21 protein-coding genes are annotated in these 23,882 nt (G+C 62.1%); 4 read left to right on the forward strand and 17 right to left on the reverse strand.

Annotated elements, in window-relative coordinates; genetic code table 11:
• Window positions 1-15: 15 nt before the first annotated feature.
• Window positions 16-939 (reverse strand): phospholipase BipL, encoded by a 924-nt coding sequence (bipL, locus tag C4K27_RS29445; RefSeq protein ID WP_053263030.1) that lies wholly within the window; start codon window positions 937-939, stop codon window positions 16-18.
• Between the two features lie 108 nt (window positions 940-1,047).
• Between bipL and C4K27_RS29450 the strand changes: the two genes are divergently transcribed.
• Both C4K27_RS29450 and C4K27_RS29455 read left to right on the forward strand, forming a co-directional pair.
• A complete protein-coding gene (locus C4K27_RS29450) occupies window positions 1,048-1,626 on the forward strand; it encodes a DUF6436 domain-containing protein (RefSeq protein ID WP_053263031.1) in 579 nt (192 codons plus the stop codon).
• A 106-nt stretch (window positions 1,627-1,732) separates the two neighbouring features.
• Complete coding sequence (locus C4K27_RS29455) at window positions 1,733-4,144, forward strand: penicillin acylase family protein (protein WP_053263032.1); 2,412 nt, start codon at window positions 1,733-1,735, stop codon at window positions 4,142-4,144.
• Between the two features lie 153 nt (window positions 4,145-4,297).
• Here the strand turns inward: C4K27_RS29455 and C4K27_RS29460 are convergent, their stop codons facing one another.
• From C4K27_RS29460 to C4K27_RS29495, 8 genes are all read right to left on the reverse strand, one after another.
• Window positions 4,298-5,188, reverse strand: a complete 891-nt coding sequence (locus tag C4K27_RS29460) for an ABC transporter permease subunit (RefSeq protein WP_023967929.1) — start codon at window positions 5,186-5,188, stop codon at window positions 4,298-4,300.
• Complete coding sequence (locus tag C4K27_RS29465) at window positions 5,185-6,066, reverse strand: ABC transporter permease subunit (RefSeq protein ID WP_169916015.1); 882 nt, start codon at window positions 6,064-6,066, stop codon at window positions 5,185-5,187. Before C4K27_RS29465 ends, C4K27_RS29460 begins: the two co-directional genes overlap by 4 nt.
• 35 nt (window positions 6,067-6,101) lie before the next feature.
• Window positions 6,102-7,244 carry an ABC transporter ATP-binding protein gene (locus tag C4K27_RS29470; protein WP_007928322.1) on the reverse strand — a complete coding sequence of 381 codons (1,143 nt, stop codon included), beginning with the start codon at window positions 7,242-7,244 and terminating at the stop codon, window positions 6,102-6,104.
• Window positions 7,245-7,315: 71 nt separating this feature from the next.
• On the reverse strand, window positions 7,316-8,410 hold the full coding sequence (locus C4K27_RS29475) for a polyamine ABC transporter substrate-binding protein (protein ID WP_053263033.1): 1,095 nt from the start codon (window positions 8,408-8,410) through the stop codon (window positions 7,316-7,318).
• Between the two features lie 186 nt (window positions 8,411-8,596).
• Window positions 8,597-9,691 carry a polyamine ABC transporter substrate-binding protein gene (locus C4K27_RS29480; protein WP_053263034.1) on the reverse strand — a complete coding sequence of 365 codons (1,095 nt, stop codon included), beginning with the start codon at window positions 9,689-9,691 and terminating at the stop codon, window positions 8,597-8,599.
• A gap of 186 nt (window positions 9,692-9,877) precedes the next feature.
• Window positions 9,878-11,242, reverse strand: a complete 1,365-nt coding sequence (locus tag C4K27_RS29485) for an aspartate aminotransferase family protein (RefSeq protein WP_053263035.1) — start codon at window positions 11,240-11,242, stop codon at window positions 9,878-9,880.
• Window positions 11,243-11,299: 57 nt separating this feature from the next.
• Window positions 11,300-12,658, reverse strand: coding sequence for a glutamine synthetase family protein (locus tag C4K27_RS29490; protein WP_007928318.1), 1,359 nt, complete (start codon window positions 12,656-12,658; stop codon window positions 11,300-11,302).
• Between the two features lie 30 nt (window positions 12,659-12,688).
• The gene (locus C4K27_RS29495; protein WP_053263036.1) at window positions 12,689-13,486 is read right to left on the reverse strand and encodes a gamma-glutamyl-gamma-aminobutyrate hydrolase family protein; all 798 of its coding nucleotides are present in this window, start codon (window positions 13,484-13,486) and stop codon (window positions 12,689-12,691) included.
• A gap of 268 nt (window positions 13,487-13,754) precedes the next feature.
• Between C4K27_RS29495 and C4K27_RS29500 the strand changes: the two genes are divergently transcribed.
• Window positions 13,755-15,131, forward strand: a complete 1,377-nt coding sequence (locus C4K27_RS29500; protein WP_007928314.1) for a glutamine synthetase family protein — start codon at window positions 13,755-13,757, stop codon at window positions 15,129-15,131.
• A gap of 211 nt (window positions 15,132-15,342) precedes the next feature.
• The gene (locus tag C4K27_RS29505) at window positions 15,343-15,978 is read left to right on the forward strand and encodes a TetR/AcrR family transcriptional regulator (protein ID WP_053263037.1); all 636 of its coding nucleotides are present in this window, start codon (window positions 15,343-15,345) and stop codon (window positions 15,976-15,978) included.
• A 223-nt stretch (window positions 15,979-16,201) separates the two neighbouring features.
• Here the strand turns inward: C4K27_RS29505 and C4K27_RS29510 are convergent, their stop codons facing one another.
• The 8 genes from C4K27_RS29510 to C4K27_RS29545 all read right to left on the reverse strand — a co-directional run bounded on the left by C4K27_RS29510 (window position 16,202) and on the right by C4K27_RS29545 (window position 23,467).
• Window positions 16,202-16,417, reverse strand: coding sequence for a TOBE domain-containing protein (locus tag C4K27_RS29510; RefSeq protein WP_007928303.1), 216 nt, complete (start codon window positions 16,415-16,417; stop codon window positions 16,202-16,204).
• A gap of 37 nt (window positions 16,418-16,454) precedes the next feature.
• Complete coding sequence (ssuB, locus tag C4K27_RS29515; RefSeq protein ID WP_053263038.1) at window positions 16,455-17,261, reverse strand: aliphatic sulfonates ABC transporter ATP-binding protein; 807 nt, start codon at window positions 17,259-17,261, stop codon at window positions 16,455-16,457.
• A complete protein-coding gene (gene ssuC, locus C4K27_RS29520) occupies window positions 17,258-18,046 on the reverse strand; it encodes an aliphatic sulfonate ABC transporter permease SsuC (RefSeq protein ID WP_053263039.1) in 789 nt (262 codons plus the stop codon). The genes ssuB and ssuC overlap by 4 nt, the downstream gene beginning before the upstream one ends.
• 9 nt (window positions 18,047-18,055) lie before the next feature.
• The gene (ssuD, locus tag C4K27_RS29525) at window positions 18,056-19,204 is read right to left on the reverse strand and encodes an FMNH2-dependent alkanesulfonate monooxygenase (protein WP_053263040.1); all 1,149 of its coding nucleotides are present in this window, start codon (window positions 19,202-19,204) and stop codon (window positions 18,056-18,058) included.
• 25 nt (window positions 19,205-19,229) lie between these two features.
• Window positions 19,230-20,198: a sulfonate ABC transporter substrate-binding protein gene (locus C4K27_RS29530; RefSeq protein ID WP_053263041.1), complete on the reverse strand. Its 969-nt coding sequence runs from the start codon at window positions 20,196-20,198 to the stop codon at window positions 19,230-19,232.
• Between the two features lie 78 nt (window positions 20,199-20,276).
• Entirely contained in the window at window positions 20,277-20,870 is a 594-nt protein-coding gene (gene ssuE / locus C4K27_RS29535; protein ID WP_007928287.1) for an NADPH-dependent FMN reductase, read from the reverse strand.
• Window positions 20,871-21,182: 312 nt separating this feature from the next.
• On the reverse strand, window positions 21,183-21,821 hold the full coding sequence (locus C4K27_RS29540) for a peroxiredoxin (RefSeq protein ID WP_009046096.1): 639 nt from the start codon (window positions 21,819-21,821) through the stop codon (window positions 21,183-21,185).
• Window positions 21,822-22,093: 272 nt separating this feature from the next.
• Window positions 22,094-23,467: an OprD family porin gene (locus C4K27_RS29545; protein ID WP_007928274.1), complete on the reverse strand. Its 1,374-nt coding sequence runs from the start codon at window positions 23,465-23,467 to the stop codon at window positions 22,094-22,096.
• Between the last annotated feature and the right edge of the window lie 415 nt (window positions 23,468-23,882).

Consider the following 23,882-nt stretch of genomic DNA (forward strand, 5'->3'; position numbering starts at 1 on the left):
GGCGCGTAAATCCATTCAAAGATGCTGGTTCAGGAAGGCGAAGTATTCCTGGCGAATGCACGCCGCCTCGTTCGCCAGGTGATGCCGCGCCTCGGGCAGCATCAGCACCTGGGGCTGCTGGAACTTCTGCCGGATCACCTGCAGGTTGTGCTGCCAATCCACTGTCATGTCCGCCTGCCCCTGAACGATCAGCGGCTGCCGGCTACTGCGCGGGGCCAGCTCGATGCGCTTGATCCACTGCGCCAGCGCGCCGACCCAGGCGGTCGGCAGGCGCAGGGGTTGCAACGGGTCGCGCTGCAGGAACGGCAGGAAATCGGGGTCGGTGGAGTTCTCGCTGAAGCGCCGGGCGATGCCTTTGACAAAAGGCCGGAGCATGTAATAGCTGAGCTTCGACCAGCCCCAGGCACGCGGGCGCACCAGCGGCGAGAGCAGGATCACCTGGCCCTGGGCCGGGCTCTGCGTGCCCTGGTTGAGCAAGTGATCGATCACGATCGCCCCGCCCGTGCTTTGCCCGCACAGGTGCCAGGGCTGGGGCAGATCGAGGGACCGGGCTTCGTCGAACAAGCCTTGCAGCACCGCCTGGTACACCGCGAAATCATCGATGCTGGCGCGCTCGCCGCTGGACAGGCCATGACCCGGCAGGTCGCAGGCAATCACCACCCACTGCCGCTGCAGCGCCCACTCGATCACATGCCGGTACAAGCCCATGTGATCGTAGAAACCGTGCAACAGAAACAAGGTCGCCACCGGCTGCTCGGGCCACCAGACCTGGCCAACCACCTCAAAACCATCGACCGCGAAACGCCCCAGTCCACGCTTGACCGGCAGATCCAGCCCATAGAAACGCTGATAGGCCTGCGCCTGGGCCGAGAGCGGCTGCGCCTCGGCCAAGGGCCGCAGGCTGGCGCGCAGAAGGTCGGGGTCGAAGGTCGCAGACATAAGGGTTTCCCAGGGTGGCGCGGAACGCGAAACAGGCTTTATCGGCCTGCGATATTCATCTGTCGGGGCAAGCATGGCAAGCTACGCGACCTTCGAGGAATGATCCGTATGCGTCTGCCCTACCGCACGACCCTGCTTGCCAGCCTGCTCGCCCTCCTGTGCGCCGGGGTGCTGTGGGTCGCCTACGACTGGTTCCAGGGACGTTTTCTGCGCACCTTCAGCGAACACACCGCGGTGTTTTCCGGCGACCCGCTGCAACTGCCGCCCGGGCTGGCCGGCAAAGGCGCCATCCGCCTGGTGCATTTCTGGGACCCGGCCTGCCCGTGCAATGTCGGTAACCAGCAGCATCTGGCCGAGCTGATCGAACACTACGGCCCGCAGGGCGTGGAGTTCTACTCGGTGCAGAAGGCCGGCAGCCACGGCCAGTTGCCCGCCACCCTGAGCCGTCTGAAAATCCTCGACGGCTTGCCCGGCTCGGAGCAGATCCCCGCCAGCCCGGCCGTGGCGATCTGGGACCGCAACGGCACCCTGGCCTATTTCGGCCCCTACAGCGAAGGCCTGACCTGCAATTCCAGCAACAGTTTTATCGAACCTATCCTCCAGGCCCTGCACGAAGGCCGCGCGGTCAGCGCCACCCACACCTTGGCGGTGGGCTGTTATTGTCCATGGCCGAAACAGACGGATTAAGGCATTCCTGACTTTTCGCAGACAACGGATGCCCGGCACAGAAGGCCTGTGCTAAATGTTTGCCTTCCCCACGGCAGGCAAATCGCAGAAAGAACAAGGAGTCGCCATGAAACGCAGCCTGACCGTACTCGTCGTCCTGATCCTTGCCCTTGCTGCGGGAGGGGGCTGGTACCTGTACAGCAAGCAGCCGTCGCGCCAGGGCCAGGTCGAACTGGAGCGCCTGCAGGGCTCGGTCACGGTGCGCTACGACGAACGCGGCGTGCCGCATATCCGCGCGGAAAACGAAACCGACCTGTACCGCGCGCTGGGTTATGTCCACGCCCAGGACCGGCTGTTCCAGATGGAAGTCATGCGGCGCCTGGCCCGCGGCGAGCTGGCCGAGATACTCGGCCCCAAACTGCTCGACACCGACAAACTGTTCCGCAGCCTGCGCATCCGCGAGCGCGCCGACAGCTATGTCGCCGGGCTGGATCGCCAGTCCCCTGCCTGGAAGGGCCTGCAAGCCTACCTGGACGGGGTCAACCAGTATCAGAACAGCCATCCGCAACCGATCGAATTTGATGTCCTCGGCATTCCCAAGCGTTCCTTCACTGCCGAAGACAGCATCAGCGTCGCCGGCTACATGGCCTACAGCTTCGCCGCGGCCTTCCGCACCGAACCGCTGCTGACCTACGTGCGCGACCAGCTCGGCAGCGACTACCTGAAAGTCTTCGACCTCGACTGGCAGCCCAAGGGCGCCCTGGCCAAGGGCCGTGGCCCGCTGGCGCCAAGCCTGGCCTCCAGCGACTGGCAGGACCTGGGCGCCATCGCCCGGCTGAGCGAGCAGGCCCTGGCCGACGCCGGCCTGCCGCAATTCGAGGGCAGCAACGCCTGGGCGGTGTCCGGCAGCCGCACCAAGAGCGGCAAACCGTTGCTGGCCGGCGACCCGCACATCCGCTTCGCGGTGCCGTCGGTGTGGTACGAGGCCCAGCTGTCGGCACCGGGCTTCGAACTCTACGGTCATCACCAGGCGCTGGTGCCCTTCGCCTTTCTCGGCCACAACCTGGACTTCGGCTGGAGCCTGACCATGTTCCAGAACGACGATCTGGACCTGATCGCCGAGAAGGTCAACCCGAACAACGCCAACCAGGTCTGGTACCGCGGCAAGTGGGTCGACCTGGTCAACAGCGAGCAGCAGATCGCGGTGAAGGGGCAGCCGCCGGTCACCCAGATCCTGCGCCAGTCGCCCCACGGGCCGATCGTCAACGACGTGCTCGGGGCCAATGCCGGCAAGACGCCGATCGCCATGTGGTGGGCCTTCCTCGAGACGCCGAACCCGATCCTCGACGGCTTCTACCAGCTCAACCGCGCCGACACCCTGGCCAAGGCCCGCAGTGCCGCGTCCAAGGTCCAGGCGCCGGGCTTGAACATCGTCTGGGCCAACGCCAAGGGCGACATCGGCTGGTGGGCCGCGGCACTGCTGCCGAAACGCCCGATCGGCGCCAAGGGCACGTTCATCCTCGACGGCAGCACTTCGCTGGCGGACAAAGAGGGCTTCTACCCATTCAGCGCCAACCCCCAGGAAGAAAACCCGGCGCGCGGCTATATCGTTTCGGCCAACTTCCAGCCGGTCTCACCCACCGGCATGGAGATTCCCGGCTACTACAACCTCGCCGACCGTGGCCAGCAACTGGACCGCCAGCTCGGCGACAAGAGCGTGAAATGGGATATCGACGCCAGCCAGAAACTCCAGCTGGGCACCACCACTGCCTATGGCCCGCGCCTGCTGGCGCCGCTGCTGCCAGTCCTGCGCGAAGTAGTGAGCGACCCGCAGGAGCTCAAGCTGGTGGAGCAACTGGCGCAGTGGAAAGGCGACTACCCGCTGGACTCCACCAGCGCCACCCTGTTCAACCAGTTCCTGTTCAACCTCACCGACGCAGCCTTCCATGACGAGCTGGGCGACGCCTTCTTCGACACCCTGCTGTCCACCCGGGTGATCGACGCCGCGCTGCCACGCCTGGTCGCCTCCGCCGATTCGCCGTGGTGGGACAACCGCAACACCCTGGGCCAGGAAAGTCGCGCCGACACCGTCAGGGTCGCCTGGCGCGCCAGCCTCGCTCATCTCAAGGCGACCTTTGGCGACGACTCGACGAAGTGGCTGTGGGGCCAGGCGCATACCCTGACCCACGGTCATCCGCTGGGCCTGCAGAAGCCCCTGGACCGGGTGTTCAACGTCGGCCCGTTCGCCGCGCCGGGCACCCACGAAGTGCCGAACAATCAATCGGCCAAGATCGGCCCCGCGCCCTGGCCAGTGACCTATGGTCCGTCCACCCGGCGCCTGATCGACTTCGCCGATCCGGCCCACAGCCTGAGCATCAACCCGGTCGGGCAAAGCGGCGTGCTGTTCGACAAGCACTATCAGGATCAGGCCGAGGCTTATATCGAAGGGGTGTACCAGCAGGCGCACTTCAACGAAGAAGAGGTCACGGCCAATACCCACAGCACCCTGAAGCTGTTGCCGGCGCGGACGACGCAGTAACCCCTGTGGTGAACGACGCCTGACCCGCAGCAGCTAGCTTGGCTGGCGATCCAGTCGACGCAGCACTCAAGGCCGGGGCCACCCCCGAAAACGACATCGCCCCTGAACAGGGGCGATGTCTTGTTGCGGTCAACGCCTTGCGGCTGTCGCGTATCAGGCCGCTTCCGGGGCCTGTGCGCGGCGCACGTCCGGCTGCTTCCAGGAATCGGCCGCGGCCTCTTCGATGGCTTGCTGGATGGCGCGCTTGCGCCGCTCTTCGGCCTGGCGGCTGAAGTACCAGACCAGGAAGGTCACCAGCGACACCGCCAGCAGGATCAGGCTGGCCACGGCGTTGATTTCCGGTTTCACCCCCAGGCGCACCGCCGAGAACACTTCCATCGGCAAGGTGGTGGAGCCCGGGCCGGAGACGAAGCTCGCCAGCACCAGGTCGTCCAGGGACAGGGCGAAGGACATCATGCCGCCGGCCGCCAGCGACGGGGCGATCATCGGGATGGTGATCAGGAAGAACACCTTCCACGGCCGCGCACCCAGGTCCATGGCCGCCTCTTCGATGGACAAGTCCAGCTCGCGCAGACGCGCCGACACCACCACCGCCACATAGGCCGCGCAGAACGTGGTGTGGGCGATCCAGATGGTGACGATGCCACGCTCCTGCGGCCAACCGATCATCTGCGCCATGGCCACGAACAGCAGCAACAGCGACAGGCCGGTAATCACTTCCGGCATTACCAGCGGCGCGGTGACCAGGCCGCCGAACAGCGTGCGGCCCTTGAAGTGGGTGATACGGGTCAGGACGAAGGCCGCCAGGGTACCCAGGGCTACCGCGGCGATCGCGGTGTAACAGGCGATCTCCAGGGAACGCACCACCGAGCCCATCAGTTGCGAGTTGTCCAGCAGGCCGACGTACCACTTCACCGACCAGCCGCCCCAGACCGTCACCAGCTTGGAGGCGTTGAACGAGTAGATCACCAGGATCAGCATCGGCAGGTAGATGAACAGCAGACCCACCACCAGCATCAGGTTCGAGAAACTGAAGCGCTTCATTCCTTGCCCTCCATTTCTTTGGCCTGACTGCGGTTGAAGAGGATGATCGGCACAATCAGGATCGCCAGCATCACCACTGCCAGGGCCGATGCCACCGGCCAGTCACGGTTGTTGAAGAACTCTTGCCAGAGCACTTTACCGATCATCAGGGTTTCCGGACCGCCGAGCAGTTCCGGGATCACGAACTCGCCCACCACCGGGATGAACACCAGCATGCAGCCGGCGATGATGCCGTTCTTCGACAGCGGCACGGTGATTTTCCAGAAGCTGTTGAAAGTGCTCGAACCCAGGTCCGAAGCGGCTTCCAGCAGGCTGGTATCGTGCTTCACCAGGTTGGCGTAGAGCGGCAGGATCATGAACGGCAGGTACGAATAGACCACGCCGATATACACCGCCAGGTTGGTGTTGAGGATCTGCAGCGGCTCGTCGATCAAGCCCATGCTCATCAGGAAGCCGTTGAGCAGGCCGTTGTTGCTGAGGATGCCCATCCAGGCGTAGACGCGGATCAGGATCGCGGTCCAGGTCGGCATCATGATCAGCAGCACCAGCACGGTCTGCAGCTCTTTGCGGGCGCTGGCGATGGCATAGGCCATCGGGTAGCCGATCAACAGGCACAGCAGGGTGCTGAAGAACGCCATCTTCAACGAGCCGAGGTAGGCGGCGATATACAGCTCGTCGTCGCCGAGCATCGCGTAGTTGCCTAGGTTGAGCAGCACCTGCAGCTTCTGGTCGATGAAGCTGTAGATCTCGGTGTACGGCGGAATGGCTACGTCCGCTTCGGCGAAGCTGATCTTCAGGACGATGAAGAACGGCAGCATGAAGAACAGGAACAGCCAGAGGAACGGAACCCCGATGACCATCTGACGGCCACCGGGAATTATTCGATTGAGTCGGCGCTTGAGCTTTCGCATGTTCATGAGCGCAGTACCACGCCGCTGTCGTCTTCCCACCAGACGTACACCTGGTCACCCCAGGTCGGACGCGCGCCGCGACGCTCGGCGTTGGCCACGAACGACTGCACCAGCTTGCCGCTCGGCAGCTCGACGTAGAACACCGAGTGGCCACCCAGGTAGGCGATGTCGTGCACCTTGCCGCTCGACCAGTTGTATTCGCAGGTCGGCATGTCCGGGGTCACCAGGAGTTTTTCCGGGCGGATGGCGTAGGTCACCGACTTGTCCTGCACCGAGGTGCTGATGCCGTGGCCCACGTAGATGTTGCGGTCCAGGTCCTTGCAGGTGATGGTGGCGTGGCCTTCGGCGTCGTCGATCACTTCACCTTCGAAGATGTTGACGTTGCCGATGAACTCGCAGACCAGGCGGCTGGTCGGGGTTTCGTAGATGTCGATCGGGCTGCCGATCTGGGCGATCCAGCCCAAGTGCATGATCGCGATACGCTCGGCCATGGTCATGGCTTCTTCCTGGTCGTGGGTCACCATCACGCAGGTCACGCCGACCCGCTCGATGATCTCCACCAGCTCCAGTTGCATCTGCGAGCGCAGCTTTTTATCCAGGGCGCCCATCGGTTCGTCGAGCAGCAGCAGTTTCGGCCGCTTGGCCAGGGAACGGGCCAGGGCCACGCGCTGGCGCTGGCCGCCGGACAGCTGGTGCGGCTTGCGCTTGGCGTACTGGCTCATCTGCACCAGCTTGAGCATCTCGGCCACGCGGGCATCGATCTCGGCCTTGGGAATCTTGTCCTGCTGCAGGCCGAAGGCGATGTTCTGCGCCACGGTCATGTGCGGGAACAAGGCATAGGACTGGAACATCATGTTGATCGGCCGCTCGTAGGGCGGCATGTCGGTGATATCCACACCGTCCAGGTAGATGCGCCCCTCCGTGGGCCGTTCGAACCCCGCGAGCATCCGCAGCAGGGTGGACTTACCCGAGCCAGAACCGCCGAGCAGGGCGAAGATCTCGCCTTTCTTGATTTCCAGGGACACGTCGTCCACGGCAATCGTCTCGTCGAACTTCTTCGTGACCCGGTCGATCTTGACCAACACCTGCTTCGGTGTCTGGTCGCCCTCGAGGGCTTTCTTGTAGGCGCCGGAGGCAACTGCCATTTACGAAACTCCCAACAGAATTTGCAGTTCGCCCCATGCGGGCGAACTCTGGATAGTTTGAGCGATTGACGCTATTTGCCCGACTTGACCTTGGTCCAGCTGCGGGTCATGAGTCGTTGGATCTTGGGCGGCAACTCTGAGTTGACGTACAGCTTGTCGACAATCTCCTGCGCCGGGTAAACGGCTTCGTCCTTGCGGACCGACTGGTCCATCAGCTCGCCCGCCTTGGGGTTCGGGTTGGCATAACCGACGGAATCGCTGACCTGGGCGATCACCTCAGGCTTGAGCAGGTAATTGATGAAGGCATGGGCCTGCTTGACGTTACCGGCGTCCTTGGGAATGGCCAGCATGTCGAACCAGAGGTTGCCGCCTTCCTTGGGAATCACATAGGCGATTTCGATGCCCTTGCCGGCTTCGGCCGCGCGCGCCTTGGCCTGGAACACATCGCCGGAGAAACCCGCGGCCACGCAGATTTCGCCATTGGCCAGGTCGGAGATGTATTTCGAGGAGTTGAAGTAGGTCACGTAAGGCCGCACCGCCAGCAACTTGGCTTCGGCCTTCTTGTAGTCGTCGGGGTTCTGGCTGTTGGGGTCCAGGCCCATGTAGTTGAGCACCGCCGGGAGCATTTCATCGGCGGAGTCGAGGAAAGCCACGCCGCAGCTCGACAGCTTCTTGATGTTTTCCGGCTCGAACAGCATGGCCCAGGAGTCGATCTTGTCCACGCCCAGCGCGGCCTTGACCTTCTCGACGTTGTAGCCGATGCCGTTGGTGCCCCACAGGTAAGGCACGGCGTACTGGTTGCCCGGGTCGTTCTTTTCCAGGCGCTTGAGCAGCACCGGATCGAGATTGGAATAGTTGGGCAACTGCGCCTTGTCGAGCTTCTGGAACGCCCCGGCCTTGATCTGCTTGCCCAGGAAGTGGTTGGACGGCACGACCACGTCATAACCGGTACGACCGGCGAGCAACTTGCCTTCCAGGGTTTCGTTGGAATCGAACACGTCGTACAGCGGCTTGATGCCGGTGGCCTTTTCGAAGTCCGCCAATGTGCTCTGACCGATATAGTCAGACCAGTTATAAATATGCACGGTCGGCGCGGCATAAGCGCTGACGGCCAGCGTCAGCCCGGCGCCCACCAGAATGGCTTTGCGAAATAAAGAAATAGGCAAGTGGAGGTCCTCTCAACAATTGGGCCTGAGTTGCCCGCACTACATGACAGCCAAGAGCTGCCCAGCAACAAAACCGGCGCGCAACTTACCTTCGATAAACCGATCCAGCAAAACTTTCTGTCATTTAATTGCACCGCTGACCGCCCTCGCGGGGACGACGGCCAGCGGTTGCTGCCTCAAACCGGTTTATTTGCCGGATTTGATCTTGGTCCAGCTGCGGGTCAGCTCACGCTGGGTAGCGGCCGGCAGATCGGCGATCGCATACAGCTTGGCCTGCACGTCGGCTGGCGGGTAGATGCCCGGATCGCTGGTGATGTCTTTTTCTACCAGTGCCGTTGCGGCGGCGTTGCCGTTCGGGAAACGCACGGCGTTGGTGATGCCGGCCATGACTTCAGGCTTCTGCAGGAAGGTCATGAACTTGTAGGCGCCCTCGACGTTTTCCGCATCCTTGGGGATAGCGACCATGTCGTAGAAGGTGCCGGCGCCTTCTTTCGGAATGACGTAGCTGACTTTTACCTTGTCGCCGGCTTCGGCGGCGCGGGACTTGGCCTGCTGCACGTCACCCGAGTAACCGACCGCTACGCAGATGTTGCCGTTGGCCAGGTCCGAGATGTACTTGGAGGAGTGGAAGTAGGTGATCGAAGGACGGATCTTGAGGAACAGCTCTTCGGCTTTCTTGATGTCGTCTTTCTTCTGGCTGTCGGTCGGCAGGCCCAGGTAATGCAGGGCGACCGGGATCATTTCGGTTGGCGAGTCGAGGAAGCTCACGCCGCAGCCCTTGAGCTTGGCGATGTTCTCGGGCTTGAGCAGGGTGTCCCAGGAATCGATCTTGTCGACGCCCAGCGCAGCCTTGACCTTCTCCGGGTTATAGCCGATGCCGATGGAACCCCACATGTATGGGAAAGCGTGCTTGTTGCCCGGGTCACTGACCGAAACCGCCTTGAGCAGATCCTGGTTCAGGTTTTTCCAGTTGGGCAACTTGGAGACGTCCAGCTCCTGATAAACACCGGCCTTGATCTGTTTGGCCAGGAAGTTGTTCGACGGCACGACCACGTCGTAACCGGACTTGCCTGCCAGCAGTTTCGCTTCCAGGGTCTCGTTGCTATCGAAAACGTCGTAGACCACCTTGATCCCGGACTCTTTCTCGAAGTTCGCGATGGTGTCAGGTGCGATGTAGTCGGACCAGTTGTAAACGTGCAGCACTTTGTCGTCTGCCTGGGCCACTGCCGCCATCGCGCCCATCAGGGACATGGCGAGGAGGGTCTTGCCAGCTTTCTTCATACCTATTGCCTTCATGCGTCATGCTCCAATTATTCTTTTTAACCTTGTGTTCAGCGACCGGTTGCCAGGCAACTAAAAACAGGCGGTAGTCTGGCAAGTTCCAAGGCGGGCTTTCAACAGAAGACCCCATCCTTTATGGCCGCCCCGAGCGAAGTACCGCGGGGTACTCCGCTCAGAGCCTAGCACTTAGCCCTGTAACGCACTCAAGGTCAGGTCCAGGCACTTGCGGGCCTTGCTCACCAGCTCATCGATCTCCTCCTTGGTGATCACCAGGGGCGGAGCGATGATCATGGTGTCGCCCACGGCGCGCATGATCAGGCCATTGTCGAAGCAGAACTGCCGGCAGATCATGCCGACGCCTTTTCCGACATACCGCGCACGGGTGGCCTTGTCCTGAACCAGCTCGATGGCGCCCAACAGGCCGACTCCGCGAACCTCACCCACCAGCGGGTGATCGTTCAGTTCCCGCAGGCGTTTCTGCAAATAAGGTGCCGTTTCTGCCTTGACGCGCTCGATAATTTTTTCGTCGCGCATGATGCGGATGTTTTCCAGGGCCACGGCGGCGGCCACCGGGTGCCCGGAATAGGTGAAACCGTGGTTGAAATCGCCGCCCTCGTTGAGCACCGCCACCACTTCGTCGCGCACGATCAGGCCACCCATGGGGATGTAGCCGGAGGTCAGGCCCTTGGCGATGGTCATCATGTCCGGCTTGAGGTCGTAGAAATCGCTACCGAACCACTCACCGGTACGCCCGAACCCACAGATCACCTCGTCGGCGACGAACAGGATGTCGTACTTGGCGAGGATTTCCTTGATCCGCGGCCAGTAGCTTTCTGGCGGCACGATCACGCCGCCCGCGCCCTGGATCGGCTCGGCGATGAAGGCACCGACGTTATCGACGCCGACTTCGAGAATTTTTTCTTCCAGCTGGTTGGCCGCCCAGATCCCGAACTCGTCCGGGGTCATGTCGCCGCCTTCGCCGAACCAGTAAGGCTGCGGGATATGCACGATGCCCGGGATCGGCAAGTCGCCCTGTTCGTGCATATAGGTCATGCCGCCCAGGCTCGCGCCGGCCACGGTGGAGCCGTGATAGCCGTTGACGCGGCTGATGATGGTTTTCTTCTTCGGCTGGCCCTTGATCGCCCAGTAGTGGCGAACCATGCGCAGCATGGTGTCGTTGCCTTCGGAACCGGAACCGGTGAAGAACACATGGTTCATGCCCTTGGGGGCCACATCGGAGATGGCCTTGGCCAGTTCCAGCGCCGGCGGGTGGGCGGTCTGGAAGAACAGGTTGTAGTACGGCAGCTCGCGCATCTGCTTGCTGGCGGCGTCGGCCAGTTCTTCGCGGCCGTAGCCGATGGCCACGCACCACAGCCCGGCCATGCCGTCGAGGATCTTGTTGCCCTCGCTGTCCCAGAGATAAACGCCCTCGGCGTTGGTGATGATCCGCGGGCCCTTCTCCTTCAATTGCTTGAAGTCGCTGAACGGGGCCAGGTGGTGCTCGCTGCTGAGGGTTTGCCACTCACGGGTTTGCGGGTTGTTGCTGGTCATTGGAACTCTCCTGATTTTCCGGTGAGGGCGCCGCCGTTGACGGCGGCGCCCCGCGCATCAGACGGCGAAGAGCAGGAATTCCCGCTCCCACGAACTGATGACGCGCTTGAAGTTTTCATGCTCGGCCCGCTTGACCGCGACGTAGCCAGTGATGAATTTCTTGCCCAGGTACTTCTCGATGGTCTTGCTGTTTTCCATGCGCTCCAGGGCGTCCTCGATGGTCAACGGCAGGCGCAGATTGCGGCGCTCGTAACCGCGGCCGACCACCGGCGCGCTCGGGTTGTGGCCTTCGACCATGCCGATGAACCCGCACAGCAGGCTGGCGGCGATGGCCAGGTAAGGGTTGGCGTCGGCGCCCGGCAGGCGGTTTTCCACCCGACGGTTCTGCGGCCCGGCATCCGGCACGCGCAGGCCCACGGTGCGGTTCTCTTCGCCCCACTCCACGTTCACCGGTGCCGAGGTGTCCGGCAGGAAGCGGCGGAACGAGTTGACGTTGGGCGCGAACAGCGGCAGCAACTCAGGGATGAACTTCTGCAGGCCGCCGATGTGATTGAGGAACAGCTGGCTCATGGTCCCGTCTTCATTGGAGAAGACGTTCTTGCCGGTCTCGATGTCGATGATGCTCTGGTGCAGGTGCATGGCGCTGCCCGGCTCGCCGGTCATCGGCTTGGCCATGAAGGTGGCGGCTACCTCGTGCTTGAGCGCGGCTTCGCGCATGGTGCGCTTGAACACCAGGATCTGGTCGGCCAGGGACAGGGCATCACCGTGACGGAAGTTGATTTCCATCTGCGCCGTGCCGTCTTCGTGGATCAGCGTGTCGAGGTCCAGCTCCTGCAGTTCACACCAGTCGTAGACGTCCTCGAACAGCGGGTCGAATTCGTTGGCCGCTTCAATGGAGAACGACTGGCGACCGGTTTCCGGGCGCCCGGAGCGACCGACCGGTGGCTGCAACGGGTAGTCCGGGTCGTCGCTGCGCTTGGTCAGGTAGAACTCCATCTCCGGCGCCACGATCGGCTGCCAGCCGTGGTCGGCGTAGAGTTTCAGGACCTTCTTGAGCACGTTGCGCGGCGACAGTTCGATCGGGTTGCCCTGCTTGTCGTAGGTGTCGTGGATCACCTGGGCGGTCGGCTCGATGGCCCAGGGCACGAGGAATACCGCGTTCTGGTCCGGACGGCAGACCATGTCGATGTCGGCCGGGTCCAGCAGTTCGTAATAGATGTCGTCTTCGACATAGTCGCCGGTCACCGTCTGCAACAGCACGCTCTCGGGCAGGCGCATGCCTTTTTCGGCGATGAACTTGTTGGTCGGCGAGATCTTGCCCCGGGTAATCCCGGTCAGATCGCCAATCATGCATTCGACTTCTGTGATCTTGTGGTCTTTCAACCAATCGGTGAGCTGGTCGAGGTTGTTACTCATAAATGCCTCTAGGCGTGAGTTTCCTGGCTCTTATAAGCCAGGTTTTTGTGACGCATTGGCGTCGCGTTGAATGACCCGCTTGCGACAGGCATCGCCAAATGCCTGGAAGATGGCGAGGTAGTGAGGGTTAGAGCTTACCTGCCATTCGGGGTGCCATTGCACCCCCAAAGCAAAAGCCTTGCCTCCCTCGATCGGCGCCCCCTCGACAGAGAAGGCCTCAATCAACCCATCGGGTGCCAGGGCCTCTATCTTCAGGCCCGGCGCCAGACGTTCAACGCCTTGGCCATGAATAGAATTGACTTCAATCTGCGCCGGCAGGCCGAGGCCGGCCAGCACCCCGCCCGGCTGTACATGCAGCGCATGGGCCGGAGCGTATTGCACTTCCACCGGCTGGCTATCGTCCTCACGGTGGTCCATGAACGGACCGGCTTCGTGGACCCGCTGATGCAGGCTGCCGCCGAAGGCCACGTTCATTTCCTGAAAACCGCGGCAGATCCCCAGTACCGGAACCCCGGCCGCCACCGCGGCGCGGATCAGCGGCAGGGTGCTGGCATCACGGGCAGGGTCGTGCGCGGTTCCCGGCGCGCTGGCGGGACCGCTATAGTGAAAAGGTTCGATATTGGAGGGTGAACCGGTAAAGAGGATGCCATCCAGACCGTCCAGAATATCGGACGGGCTCAGAATATCGGCCAGGGACGGGAGGATCATGGGCACGCCCTTGGCGGCTACTGCCACGGCGCGGACGTACTTGTCGCCACTGATGTGATAAGCATGCAGACCGATCTGCCTGGAGCAGGCGGTGACGCCGATTAACGGCAGGCGAGACATGAAACACCCCGGTATTATTGCTGTTATGGGTTTAAATCGAGCTTAGCCTTGTTCATTTTTTTACACAACACCCCCGTAAAAAATACAACACGGCCCGCTCAAGGCTGCGGCGGCCAAGCCCTCCGAAGCCAGAAAAGCGCCCCAAAAATGCCCCGCAGGCGCTTTTTTAGGGCAAAAAAGGCCTCGCTTGACTTCGGCATGCCGTTCGGGTTGACTGAAACCTGAAAAGATCAATGATTGATATTTTTAACAACAAAGGTGTTGCATCATGTCGGTACCCCCGCGTGCCGTTCAGCTTAACGAAGCGAACGCGTTCCTTAAGGAACATCCTGAGGTTCTGTACGTTGACCTTCTGATTGCGGATATGAATGGTGTGGTGCGCGGCAAGCGCATCGAACGCACCAGCCTCCACAAGGTTTACGAGAAAGGCATCAACCTGCCGGCCTCTTTATTTGCTCTGGATATCAATGGCTCGACGGTGGAAAGCACCGGCCTGGGCCTGGACATCGGCGACGCCGATCGAATCTGCTATCCAATCCCCGATACCCTGTGCAATGAACCCTGGCAGAAGCGCCCCACCGCGCAACTGCTGATGACCATGCACGAACTCGAAGGCGACCCTTTCTTCGCCGACCCGCGCGAAGTGCTGCGTCAAGTCGTTGCCAAGTTCGACGAGCTGGGCCTGACCATCTGCGCGGCTTTCGAGCTGGAGTTCTACCTGATCGACCAGGAGAACGTGAATGGCCGGCCACAGCCGCCCCGCTCGCCAATCTCCGGCAAGCGCCCGCATTCGACCCAGGTCTACCTGATCGACGACCTCGACGAGTACGTCGACTGCCTGCAGGACATTCTCGAAGGCGCGAAAGAACAAGGCATCCCGGCCGACGCCATCGTCAAGGAAAGTGCTCCGGCGCAGTTCGAAGTGAACCTGCACCACGTCGCCGACCCGATCAAGGCTTGCGACTATGCGGTACTGCTCAAGCGTCTGATCAAGAACATCGCCTACGACCATGAGATGGACACCACCTTCATGGCCAAGCCTTACCCAGGCCAGGCGGGTAATGGTCTGCACGTCCACATTTCGGTCCTGGACAAGGACGGCAAGAATATTTTTGCCAGCGAGGATCCCGAGCAGAACGCCGCACTGCGTCACGCGATCGGCGGTGTGCTCGAGACCCTACCGGCGCAGATGGCTTTCCTCTGCCCGAACGTCAACTCCTACCGTCGTTTCGGCGCGCAGTTCTATGTGCCGAACTCGCCGAGCTGGGGCCTGGACAACCGTACCGTGGCCATTCGCGTACCGACCGGTTCTTCCGATGCCGTGCGCATCGAACACCGTGTCGCCGGTGCCGATGCCAACCCGTACCTGCTGATGGCTTCGGTGCTGGCGGGCGTGCACCACGGTCTGGTCAACAAGGTGGAACCGGGCGCGCCAACCGAAGGCAACTCCTACGAGCAGAACGAGCAGAGCCTGCCGAACAACCTGCGCGATGCGTTGCGCGAGCTGGACGACAGCGAAGTCATGGCCAAGTACATCGATCCGAAATACATCGATATCTTCGTGGCCTGTAAAGAAAGCGAGCTGGAGGAGTTCGAGCACTCGATCTCCGACCTCGAGTACAACTGGTACCTGCACACCGTGTAAGCGGCTGCTGCAAAAAAACGCCACCGGCCGCAAAGGCCCGTGGCGTTTTTTTATGGCCGCCTTGCGGCGGATCGCGGGCAAGCCTCGCTCCTACAGGATCGGAGCGTATGCCATTTCCATCTTGCAGGAGCGAGGCTTGCCCGCGAAGGCGTCCTGGCAGACAACACCCGACACGCCTCGTACAATGCCCGCTGCCCCGCAGGAGACTCCCATGACACGCGTAGCCACCCCCCGCAAACCCCGCGCACGCAGCCAGGCCCGGATCGACTCGATACTCGATGCCGCCCGCACCCTGCTTGCCGCCGAGGGCGTGGCCAGCCTGTCGATCTACAGCGTGGCCGAGCGCGCGGAGATTCCGCCCTCCTCGGTCTACCACTTCTTCGCCAGCGTTCCCGCCCTGCTCGAAGCCCTGACCGCCGACGTCCACGCCGCGTTCCGCGCCTGCCTGCAAGAACCCATCGACCACGCAGCCCTGGGCAACTGGCACGACCTGTCGCGCCTGGTCGAACAGCGCATGCTCGCCATCTACAGCGCCGACGCCGCGGCCCGCCAGTTGATCCTGGCCCAGCATGGCCTCACCGAGGTCACCCAGGCCGACCGCCAGCACGACATCGAACTGGGCGACCTGATGCACAAGCTGTTCGACCAGCACTTCCAGCTGCCAGCGCTGCCCGCGGACGTCGATGTGTTCGCCCTGGCCATGGAACTGGGCGACCGCGTCTACGCGCGCTCGGTCCAGCAGCATGGGCAAATCACTGAGCGCATGGCCGAGGAAGGCATGCGGGTGTTCGATGCCTACCTGGGGCTGTACCTGCCGCCTTACCTGCCAAAGCGCACGCCCCTGTAGCCGCTGCCGAGCTCGCGAGGCTGCGTCCGGCCGCAACGCGGCCGCAAAACCAGGCCATGCATGCCCTCGGATAAACCACCGATACCAAGCTTGCAAAGGCTGCGTCGGAATGCCGCCCACCTCGATCGCAGCCTCGCAGGGCTCGGCAGCGGCTACAGCCGTCAGCGCCCACAAAAAAGCCCCGAAGGGCTCACGCCATCCGGGGCCGGTTGTCGCGCACCGGTCACAACTTGGCGATCGATACCTCGGTGGATTTCACGAACGCGATCACTTCGCTGCCGATCGCCAGCTCCAGCTCCCGCACCGAACGGGTGGTAATCACCGACGTGACGATACCGGAGGCGGTCTGCACGTCGATTTCCGAGAGCACGTCGCCTTCGACGATTTCCTTGATGGTGCCTTTGAACTGGTTGCGAACGTTGATGGCCTTGATAGTCATGATGTTGATTCCTGTCGTGGTAGAGGGAGTGAGGTTATTACTGAGCCCAGCGCAATTGCGTGGGCAAGGGTGAAACGGGTTCCGGCTCGGGCGGCGACCCGGGCAGCGACAACACGCGGTTGAGTACTTCGGCTTCCAGCGCCGCCAATCGATGGGAGCCACGCACCCGTGGGCGCGGCAGCTCCACCAGCAGATCGAGACCGACCTCGCCTTCTTCGATCAGGATCACCCGGTCGGCCACCGCCACCGCTTCGCTGACATCGTGGGTCACCAGCAGGACGGTGAAACCATGCTGCTGCCACAGGCGCTCGATCAGTTGCTGCATCTCGATCCGGGTCAGGGCATCCAGCGCGCCCAGGGGCTCGTCCAGCAGCAACAGGCGTGGCTGGTGAATCAGCGCCCGGGCCAGAGCCACACGCTGCTTCTGGCCACCGGACAAGGCGGCCGGCCACTCATTGGCGCGGTCGGCCAGGCCCACCGCCTCCAGGGCTTCCAGGGCCTGCGGGCGCCAGTCGCCCGTGAGGCCCAGGCCGACGTTGTCGATGACTTTCTTCCAGGGCAGCAGGCGCGCCTCCTGGAACATCAGGCGGGTGTCCTCGATGGCCTGGCTCAGCGGCGCGGCACCGGCCAGCAATTCGCCGCCGGTGGGTTTGTCGAGGCCGGCCAGCAAGCGCAGCAAGGTGCTCTTGCCGCAGCCGCTACGGCCGACCACCGCGACGAATTGCCCGGCCGGAATATGCAGGTCGATCTCGCGCAACACCTGGCGCGAACCGAAGGTCTTTTGCAGCTTGCGCACCGCCAGCGGAATACCGCGCAGCAGGCGTGGAGGTTGTTGAGCCGTCATTGCGCACCTCCCTTGGCCACTTGATAGGCCGGATGCCAACGCAGCCAGGCACGCTCCAGACCACGCGCGGCGAGGTCCGCCAGTTTGCCGAGCACGGCATACAGGACGATGGCCAGTACCACCACGTCGGTCTGCAGGAACTCCCGGGCGTTCATCGCCAGATAACCGATGCCCGAGCTGGCGGAGATGGTTTCCGCGACGATCAGCGTCAGCCACATAAAGCCCAGGGCGAAACGCACGCCCACCAGGATCGAAGGCAAGGCGCCCGGCAGGATCACCTGGCGGAACAGGGCGAAGCCGGACAGGCCATAGCTGCGCGCCATTTCCACCAGCGCCGGGTCGACGTTGCGGATGCCGTGATAAGTGTTCAGGTAGATCGGGAACAGGGTGCCCAGGGCCACCAGGAAAATCTTCGCCGACTCATCGATGCCGAACCACAGGATCACCAGGGGAATCAGCGCCAGGTGCGGCACGTTGCGGATCATCTGCACCGAGCTGTCCAGCAGGCGCTCGCCCCACTTCGACAGGCCGGTGATAAAGCCCAGGGCCAGGCCGATGCCGCCGCCGATCAGGAAACCGATCGCCGCGCGCCAGCCGCTGATAGCCAGGTGGGTCCAGATTTCGCCGCTGCGCACCAGGCCGACCCCGGCTTCGATCACTGCGCTGGGTGCCGGCAGGATCCGCGTCGACAGCCAGCCGGCCGAGACCGACAACTGCCATACCGCCAGTAACAGCAGCGGCAGGGCCCAGGGCGCCAGGCGATGGAACAAGGTTTGTCTGTTCATGGCCGCGCCTCAGCTCTGGGACGCAGCTTTGGGGATGATGTCGTTGGCGACCATTTCGCCGAACGGGCTGACGTACCCGGCGCCCTTGGGCAACTCGGGACGTTCGATATCCAGGTGCGGGAACAGCAGCTCGGCCACCCGGTACGACTCTTCCAGGTGGGGATAACCGGAGAAGATAAAGGTGTCGATACCGAGGTCCGCGTACTCCTGCATCCGCGCCGCCACGGTCGGGCCATCGCCGACCAGCGCAGTGCCCGCGCCGCCCCGCACCAGGCCAACGCCGGCCCAGAGGTTGGGGCTGACTTCCAGTTTGTCGCGGCGCCCGCCATGCAGGGCCGCCATGCGTTGCTGGCCGACCGAATCGAAGCGCGCCAGGGACGCCTGGGCGCGGGCGATGGTGTCGTCGTCCAGATGGGAGATCAGGCGCTCGGCCGCCTGCCAGGCCTCGGCGTTGGTTTCGCGCACGATCACGTGCAGGCGAATGCCAAAGCGCACGCTGCGCCCCTGCTTGGCGGCCTTGGCCCGGACCTGCTCGATCTTCTCGGCCACCGCGGCCGGTGGTTCGCCCCAGGTCAGGACCATGTCCACCTGCTCGGCGGCCAGGTCCTGCGCGGCTTCCGAAGAGCCGCCGAAGTACAGCGGCGGACGCGGTTGCTGGATCGGCGGATAAAGCAACTTGGCGCCCTTCACGCTGATGTGCTGGCCGTCGTAATCGACGGTTTCGCCTTCCAGCACCCGGCGCCAGATGCGGGTGAATTCCACCGAAGCCTGGTAGCGCTCTTCATGGCTGAGGAACAGGCCGTCGCCGGCCAGTTCGTCCGGATCGCCGCCGGTCACCAGATTGAACAGCGCCCGGCCACCGGACAGGCGATCCAGGGTCGCCGCCTGGCGCGCCGCCACCGTCGGAGAAATGATCCCGGGGCGCAGGGCGACCAGGAACTTCAGGCGCTGGGTCACCGGGATCAGCGAGGCCGCCACCAGCCAGGAGTCCTCGCAGGAGCGTCCGGTGGGGATCAGCACGCCGCCGAAACCGAGGCGGTCGGCCGCCTGAGCGATCTGCTGCAGATAGCCGTGGTCGACGACGCGAGCGCCTTCGGCGGTGCCAAGGTAATGGCCGTCGCCGTGGGTGGGCAGGAACCAGAAAATATTGAGGCTCATGGAGTTGTCTCCTAAGGGGATCGAGTTACGGCGCTTTGGCAACGGCGGCTGGAGGCGTCCAGATCACGTCTTTGATACTCAGGGGTTTGGGAATCAGCTTGAGCTGGTGGAAGCTGTCGGCGATTTTCTGCTGGGCCGCCACCACGTCCGGGGTCAGGAAGTGCGCGCCATAGCCCTGGCGCTTCACCGAGGTCAGGGTGATGTCCGCCGGCAGGCCGAGCAGTGGCGCCACCTGCTGGGTCACTTCGTCCGGGTTGGCCTTGGACCACTCGCCCACCATGCGCACTTCTTCCACCAGGGTCTTGATCACCTCGGGATGCTGTTGCGCGTAGGGTTTGGTCGCCAGGTAGAACTGGTGGTTGTCGACGATGCCGCTGCCATCACGCAGGGTGCGGGCTTGCAGCTGCTTCTCGGCCGCCGCCTGATAGGGGTCCCAGATCACCCAGGCATCGACGCTGCCACGCTCGAAGGCGGCGCGGGCATCGGCGGGCGGCAGGAACACGGTCTGGATGTCGCTGTACTTGAGGCCGGCGTCTTCGAGGGCGCGGACCAGCAGGTAGTGCACGTTGGAGCCCTTGTTGAGGACCACCTTCTTGCCCTTGAGCTCCGCCACCGACTTGATAGGCGAATCCTTGGGGACCAGGATCGCTTCGCTGGTCGGCGCCGGTGGCTCGTAGGCCACGTACAACAGGTCGGCACCGGCGGCCTGGGCGAATACGGGAGGAGTCTCGCCGGTGACGCCGAAGTCGATGGAGCCGACGTTCAGCCCTTCCAGCAGTTGCGGGCCACCGGGGAACTCAGTCCATTGCACCTGCACGCCCTGCTCCGCCAGGCGCTTCTCCAGCGAGCCCTTGGCCTTGAGCAGCACCAGGGTGCCGTATTTCTGATAGCCGATACGCAGGGTCTCGGCCGCTTGGGCTTGAACGATGGCGCCGAAGGACACAGCCGCAGCAAACAGAGCGACCAGACCACGACGCAAAATCACAGGGCGCATGGCGCTCTCCTTTTTGCTGTTGGGTTTTGGCTGCACCTGCTAGGCCGTTGGCGGCTAAGTAAGGCCAGTACTTCGGACTCAAATGCTCCAGCGAGCACTCAACAAACGGTCATTCAACAGATTCGGGTCCAGCGGCTTGGGACGCCGCGCCATGGCGCTGTGGAACTGTTCCAGGGCTTCGCGCAGACGCTGCTCCAGCGCTGGCGCCAGCTGCGCCTGGGCGCTGCCTTCGCCGTAGGCGATCTGGCTGTCCTCGGCGAAGATGCCCTGGAGCATCTCCTGGGCCTTCAGGGCCGACAGCACCGGCTTGAGCGCGTAGTCCACCGCCAGCATGTGGGCGATGCTGCCGCCCGTGGCCATCGGCAGCACCACCTTGTGGTTCAGGGCGCGTTCCGGCAGCAGGTCGAGCACGGTTTTCAGCGCGCCGGAAAACGATGCCTTGTAGACCGGGGTGGCGATCAGCAAGCCGTCGGCCTGTTCGATCTGTTGCAACAGGTCGATCACCATCGGGCTGTCGAAGCGCGCATGGAGCAGGTCCTCGGCCGGGAAATCCCGGACCTGATAGTCGACCACTTCCACACCTTGTTGCTGCAACCAGCGTTTGGCGTGTTCCAGCAGCACCCCGGAGCGGGAGCGTTGGCTGGGACTGCCACCGAGTGAGACGACCAGCATGCAGAGGTTTCCTTTAGCGGTAATGGGCGATTCGCGGTTTGCGATCTCGCTGAGCTGAGCAGACCTTAACAGCCTATTTATATATCCATAAATCTTATTTTTTCATTTGTTTATTCATTAAATGAATATAAGAAAAGCCATTTTCCAGGCAAAAAAATAGGCCGTCGAAACGGCCCAAAAACCCCTGCTTTGTGAATACGGCCCCGTAGGAGCGAGGCTTGCCCGCGATAGCGTCATCCCTGACCCAGCGCGCCGAATCGCGCTTTTCGCGGGCAAGTCGGATCGCCGCCCGCTCGCTCCTACGGTCTTGGGTCAGCGATTCGGCTGTGGAGTCAGGCGCAGGTAGGGTTTGACCGCGCGATAACCTTTGGGGAAGCGTTTCTTGATTTCCTCTTCGTCCTTGAGCGACGGCACGATCACCACTTCATCACCGTCCTGCCAGTTGGCCGGGGTGGCCACCTTGTAGTTGTCGGTGAGTTGCAGCGAGTCGATCACCCGCAGGATCTCGTGGAAGTTGCGCCCGGTGCTGGCCGGATAAGTGATGGTCAGGCGCACCTTCTTGTTCGGGTCGATGACGAACAGCGAACGCACGGTCAGGGTGTCGTTGGCATTCGGGTGGATCAGGTCGTACAGGTCCGAGACCTTGCGGTCGGCGTCGGCCAGGATCGGGAAGTTGACGAGGGTGTTCTGGGTTTCGTTGATGTCCTCGATCCACTTGTGGTGCGAGTCCACCGGGTCCACCGACAGGGCAATGGCTTTCACGCCGCGCTGGGCGAACTGGTCCTTGAGCTTGGCGGTGAATCCCAGTTCGGTGGTGCACACTGGGGTGAAGTCCGCCGGATGGGAAAACAGCACGCCCCAACTGTCGCCGAGCCACTCGTGGAAGCGAATCTTGCCGGCACTGGAATCCTGTTCGAAGTCGGGGGCGATGTCGCCAAGTCTGAGGCTCATGTTGCTGCTCCTGTGAGTGCGTTATGAGCCCTACTGTGCCTGTGCCTGGGAATATTTAAAAAGAATAAATATCGATTTATTTAGACTGTAAAGGAATATTAAAAATCTCTTCACTGGATTCGCGCACGCCCAGGGCACACCATCCTCGACAAGGTTCGAGAAGGCCTTGAGTAGCTGTAAAGAGGGGTTTCGGGGAGGACCTGCGGGGGTGGGTCCGACCTGGATGACAACACCTCGCCCGGCATTGCGCCGGGCGAGGTTTTAACGTCGGATTACAACAGCGGGATCGAGTAGCTGACGATCAGGCGGTTTTCGTCCTGCGAGCGCTGGCCCGGAATGTCGTTACGCCACATGGCGTTTTTCCAGGTCAGGCCCAGGTTCTTCAGAGGACCTTCCGGAATCACGTAGGCCACGGTCAGGTCGCGTTCCCACTCGCTGGCGTTGGTCGCCGAAACAGTCCGCTGAGGGGTAACGGAACCCTCTTTGCCGGAAGTGTCGATGTTATCGCCACGCAGATAGATCACACCAGCGGTCAAGCCGGGCACGCCTACCTTGGCGAAATCGTAGGAGTAGCGAGCTTGCCAGGTACGTTCGCCAGCACGGGCGAACTTGGCGATCTGCATGTCGGTAGTCAGGTAAGCCGACGAACCGTCACCCTGGTTCAGCCAAGGGAAATCGCTGTCACCGTTACTGACCTGGTAGCCACCACCGAAGGTATGGCCGGCAACCGAGTACAGGAACAAGCCGCTGATCAGGTTGTTATCAACCTTGCCCTTGGTGATGCCGGTACCGTAGTCGCCCGTGGTGTAGTAGGCCGAGTCGTGGCCGTTGGCACCGTCGTCACGGCTGTTGAAGTAGCGCAGGTCAGACTTCAATACGCCCGGGCCGATAGCCCAGTTGTGCAGCAGGCCAACGAAGTGCTGCTTGTAGAAGTCTTTCAGGTTGCCGTAGTAGTACTGAGCGGTCAGATCTTTAGTGATCTTGTAGTCACCACCACCGTAGATGAACTTGTTGCTGTCACGACCAGCAGCGGTGTGGGCGTTGGCGCCGGCAATCGACAGTTCTTCGTTGTTGCTGGAGTTACGCCCCTTGGCATGCTCGATCTGACCGCCAACCAGTGTCAGGTCCTTGATGTCGTTCGAGGTGATCTGACCGCCCTGGAAGGTTTGCGGCAGCATACGGCCATCGTTGGTCACGATGACTGGCAGTTTTGGCTGCAGGGTACCGAGCTTCAGCTCAGTCTGAGAGATCTTGGCTTTAGCAGTCAGGCCCAGGCTGGAGTAGTTATCAACTGCTTTGCCGTTGGACTCGCTCGGGAAGACGGTGCCGCCGTAAGAAGTAGCAGAGGCGCCGTTGGTGCCGCCGCCCGAGTCCAGCTTGATACCCAGCAGGCCGATGGCGTCGAGACCGAAACCAACGGTGCCTTCGGTGTAACCGGAAATGAAGTTGAGCTGGAAGCCTTGGCCCCACTCTTCCTGCTTGTTCTGTGCGCCGGACGCCTTGGTATCGGCATCACGGTTATCAGTATTGATATAGAAGTTACGCAGACCCAGAGTGGCCTTGCTGTCTTCGATGAAACCGGCGGCGCCTGCCTGCTGCGCCAGAACCCCAACGGCCACAGCCAGGGCCAAGGTGGACTTGTTCATGTTTCGCTCCTCTCGTTTCTAATTCTTGTGTACTCAGGCCCAGGGTCTGCTGCCCCGGGTCCATCGGTGGGCGATTAGCGCCAGACCGTGACTCATAAGTCAATCGTAACCAACTGTGTCTACGACCAAGGTCTAATCGCGATGATTTGCTCCTTGCAGGGTAATGAGTTTTTCATAATCCCAAAAAGAATTATTTCATTCTTTTTCATACCGTTCTGGAATATCAGTAGATATGCCTGCTCGAGCCGTGGCACAAGGTATCGGCGTACCGTCTGATTCCTGAATGGTATTTCCCCGCTGATCTTTAGATCGATCAGTTAAAACATAAGCCAGATACGTCAACCAGTATCAAAAAGGCGACGCAATAATGGCTTCGCGCCGATGGTCGCGTCAATTTGTTACAGTTTTTGTGTCA

It is taken from the genome of Pseudomonas chlororaphis subsp. chlororaphis (assembly GCF_003945765.1).
In the GTDB taxonomy this organism is placed as follows: domain Bacteria; phylum Pseudomonadota; class Gammaproteobacteria; order Pseudomonadales; family Pseudomonadaceae; genus Aquipseudomonas; species Aquipseudomonas chlororaphis.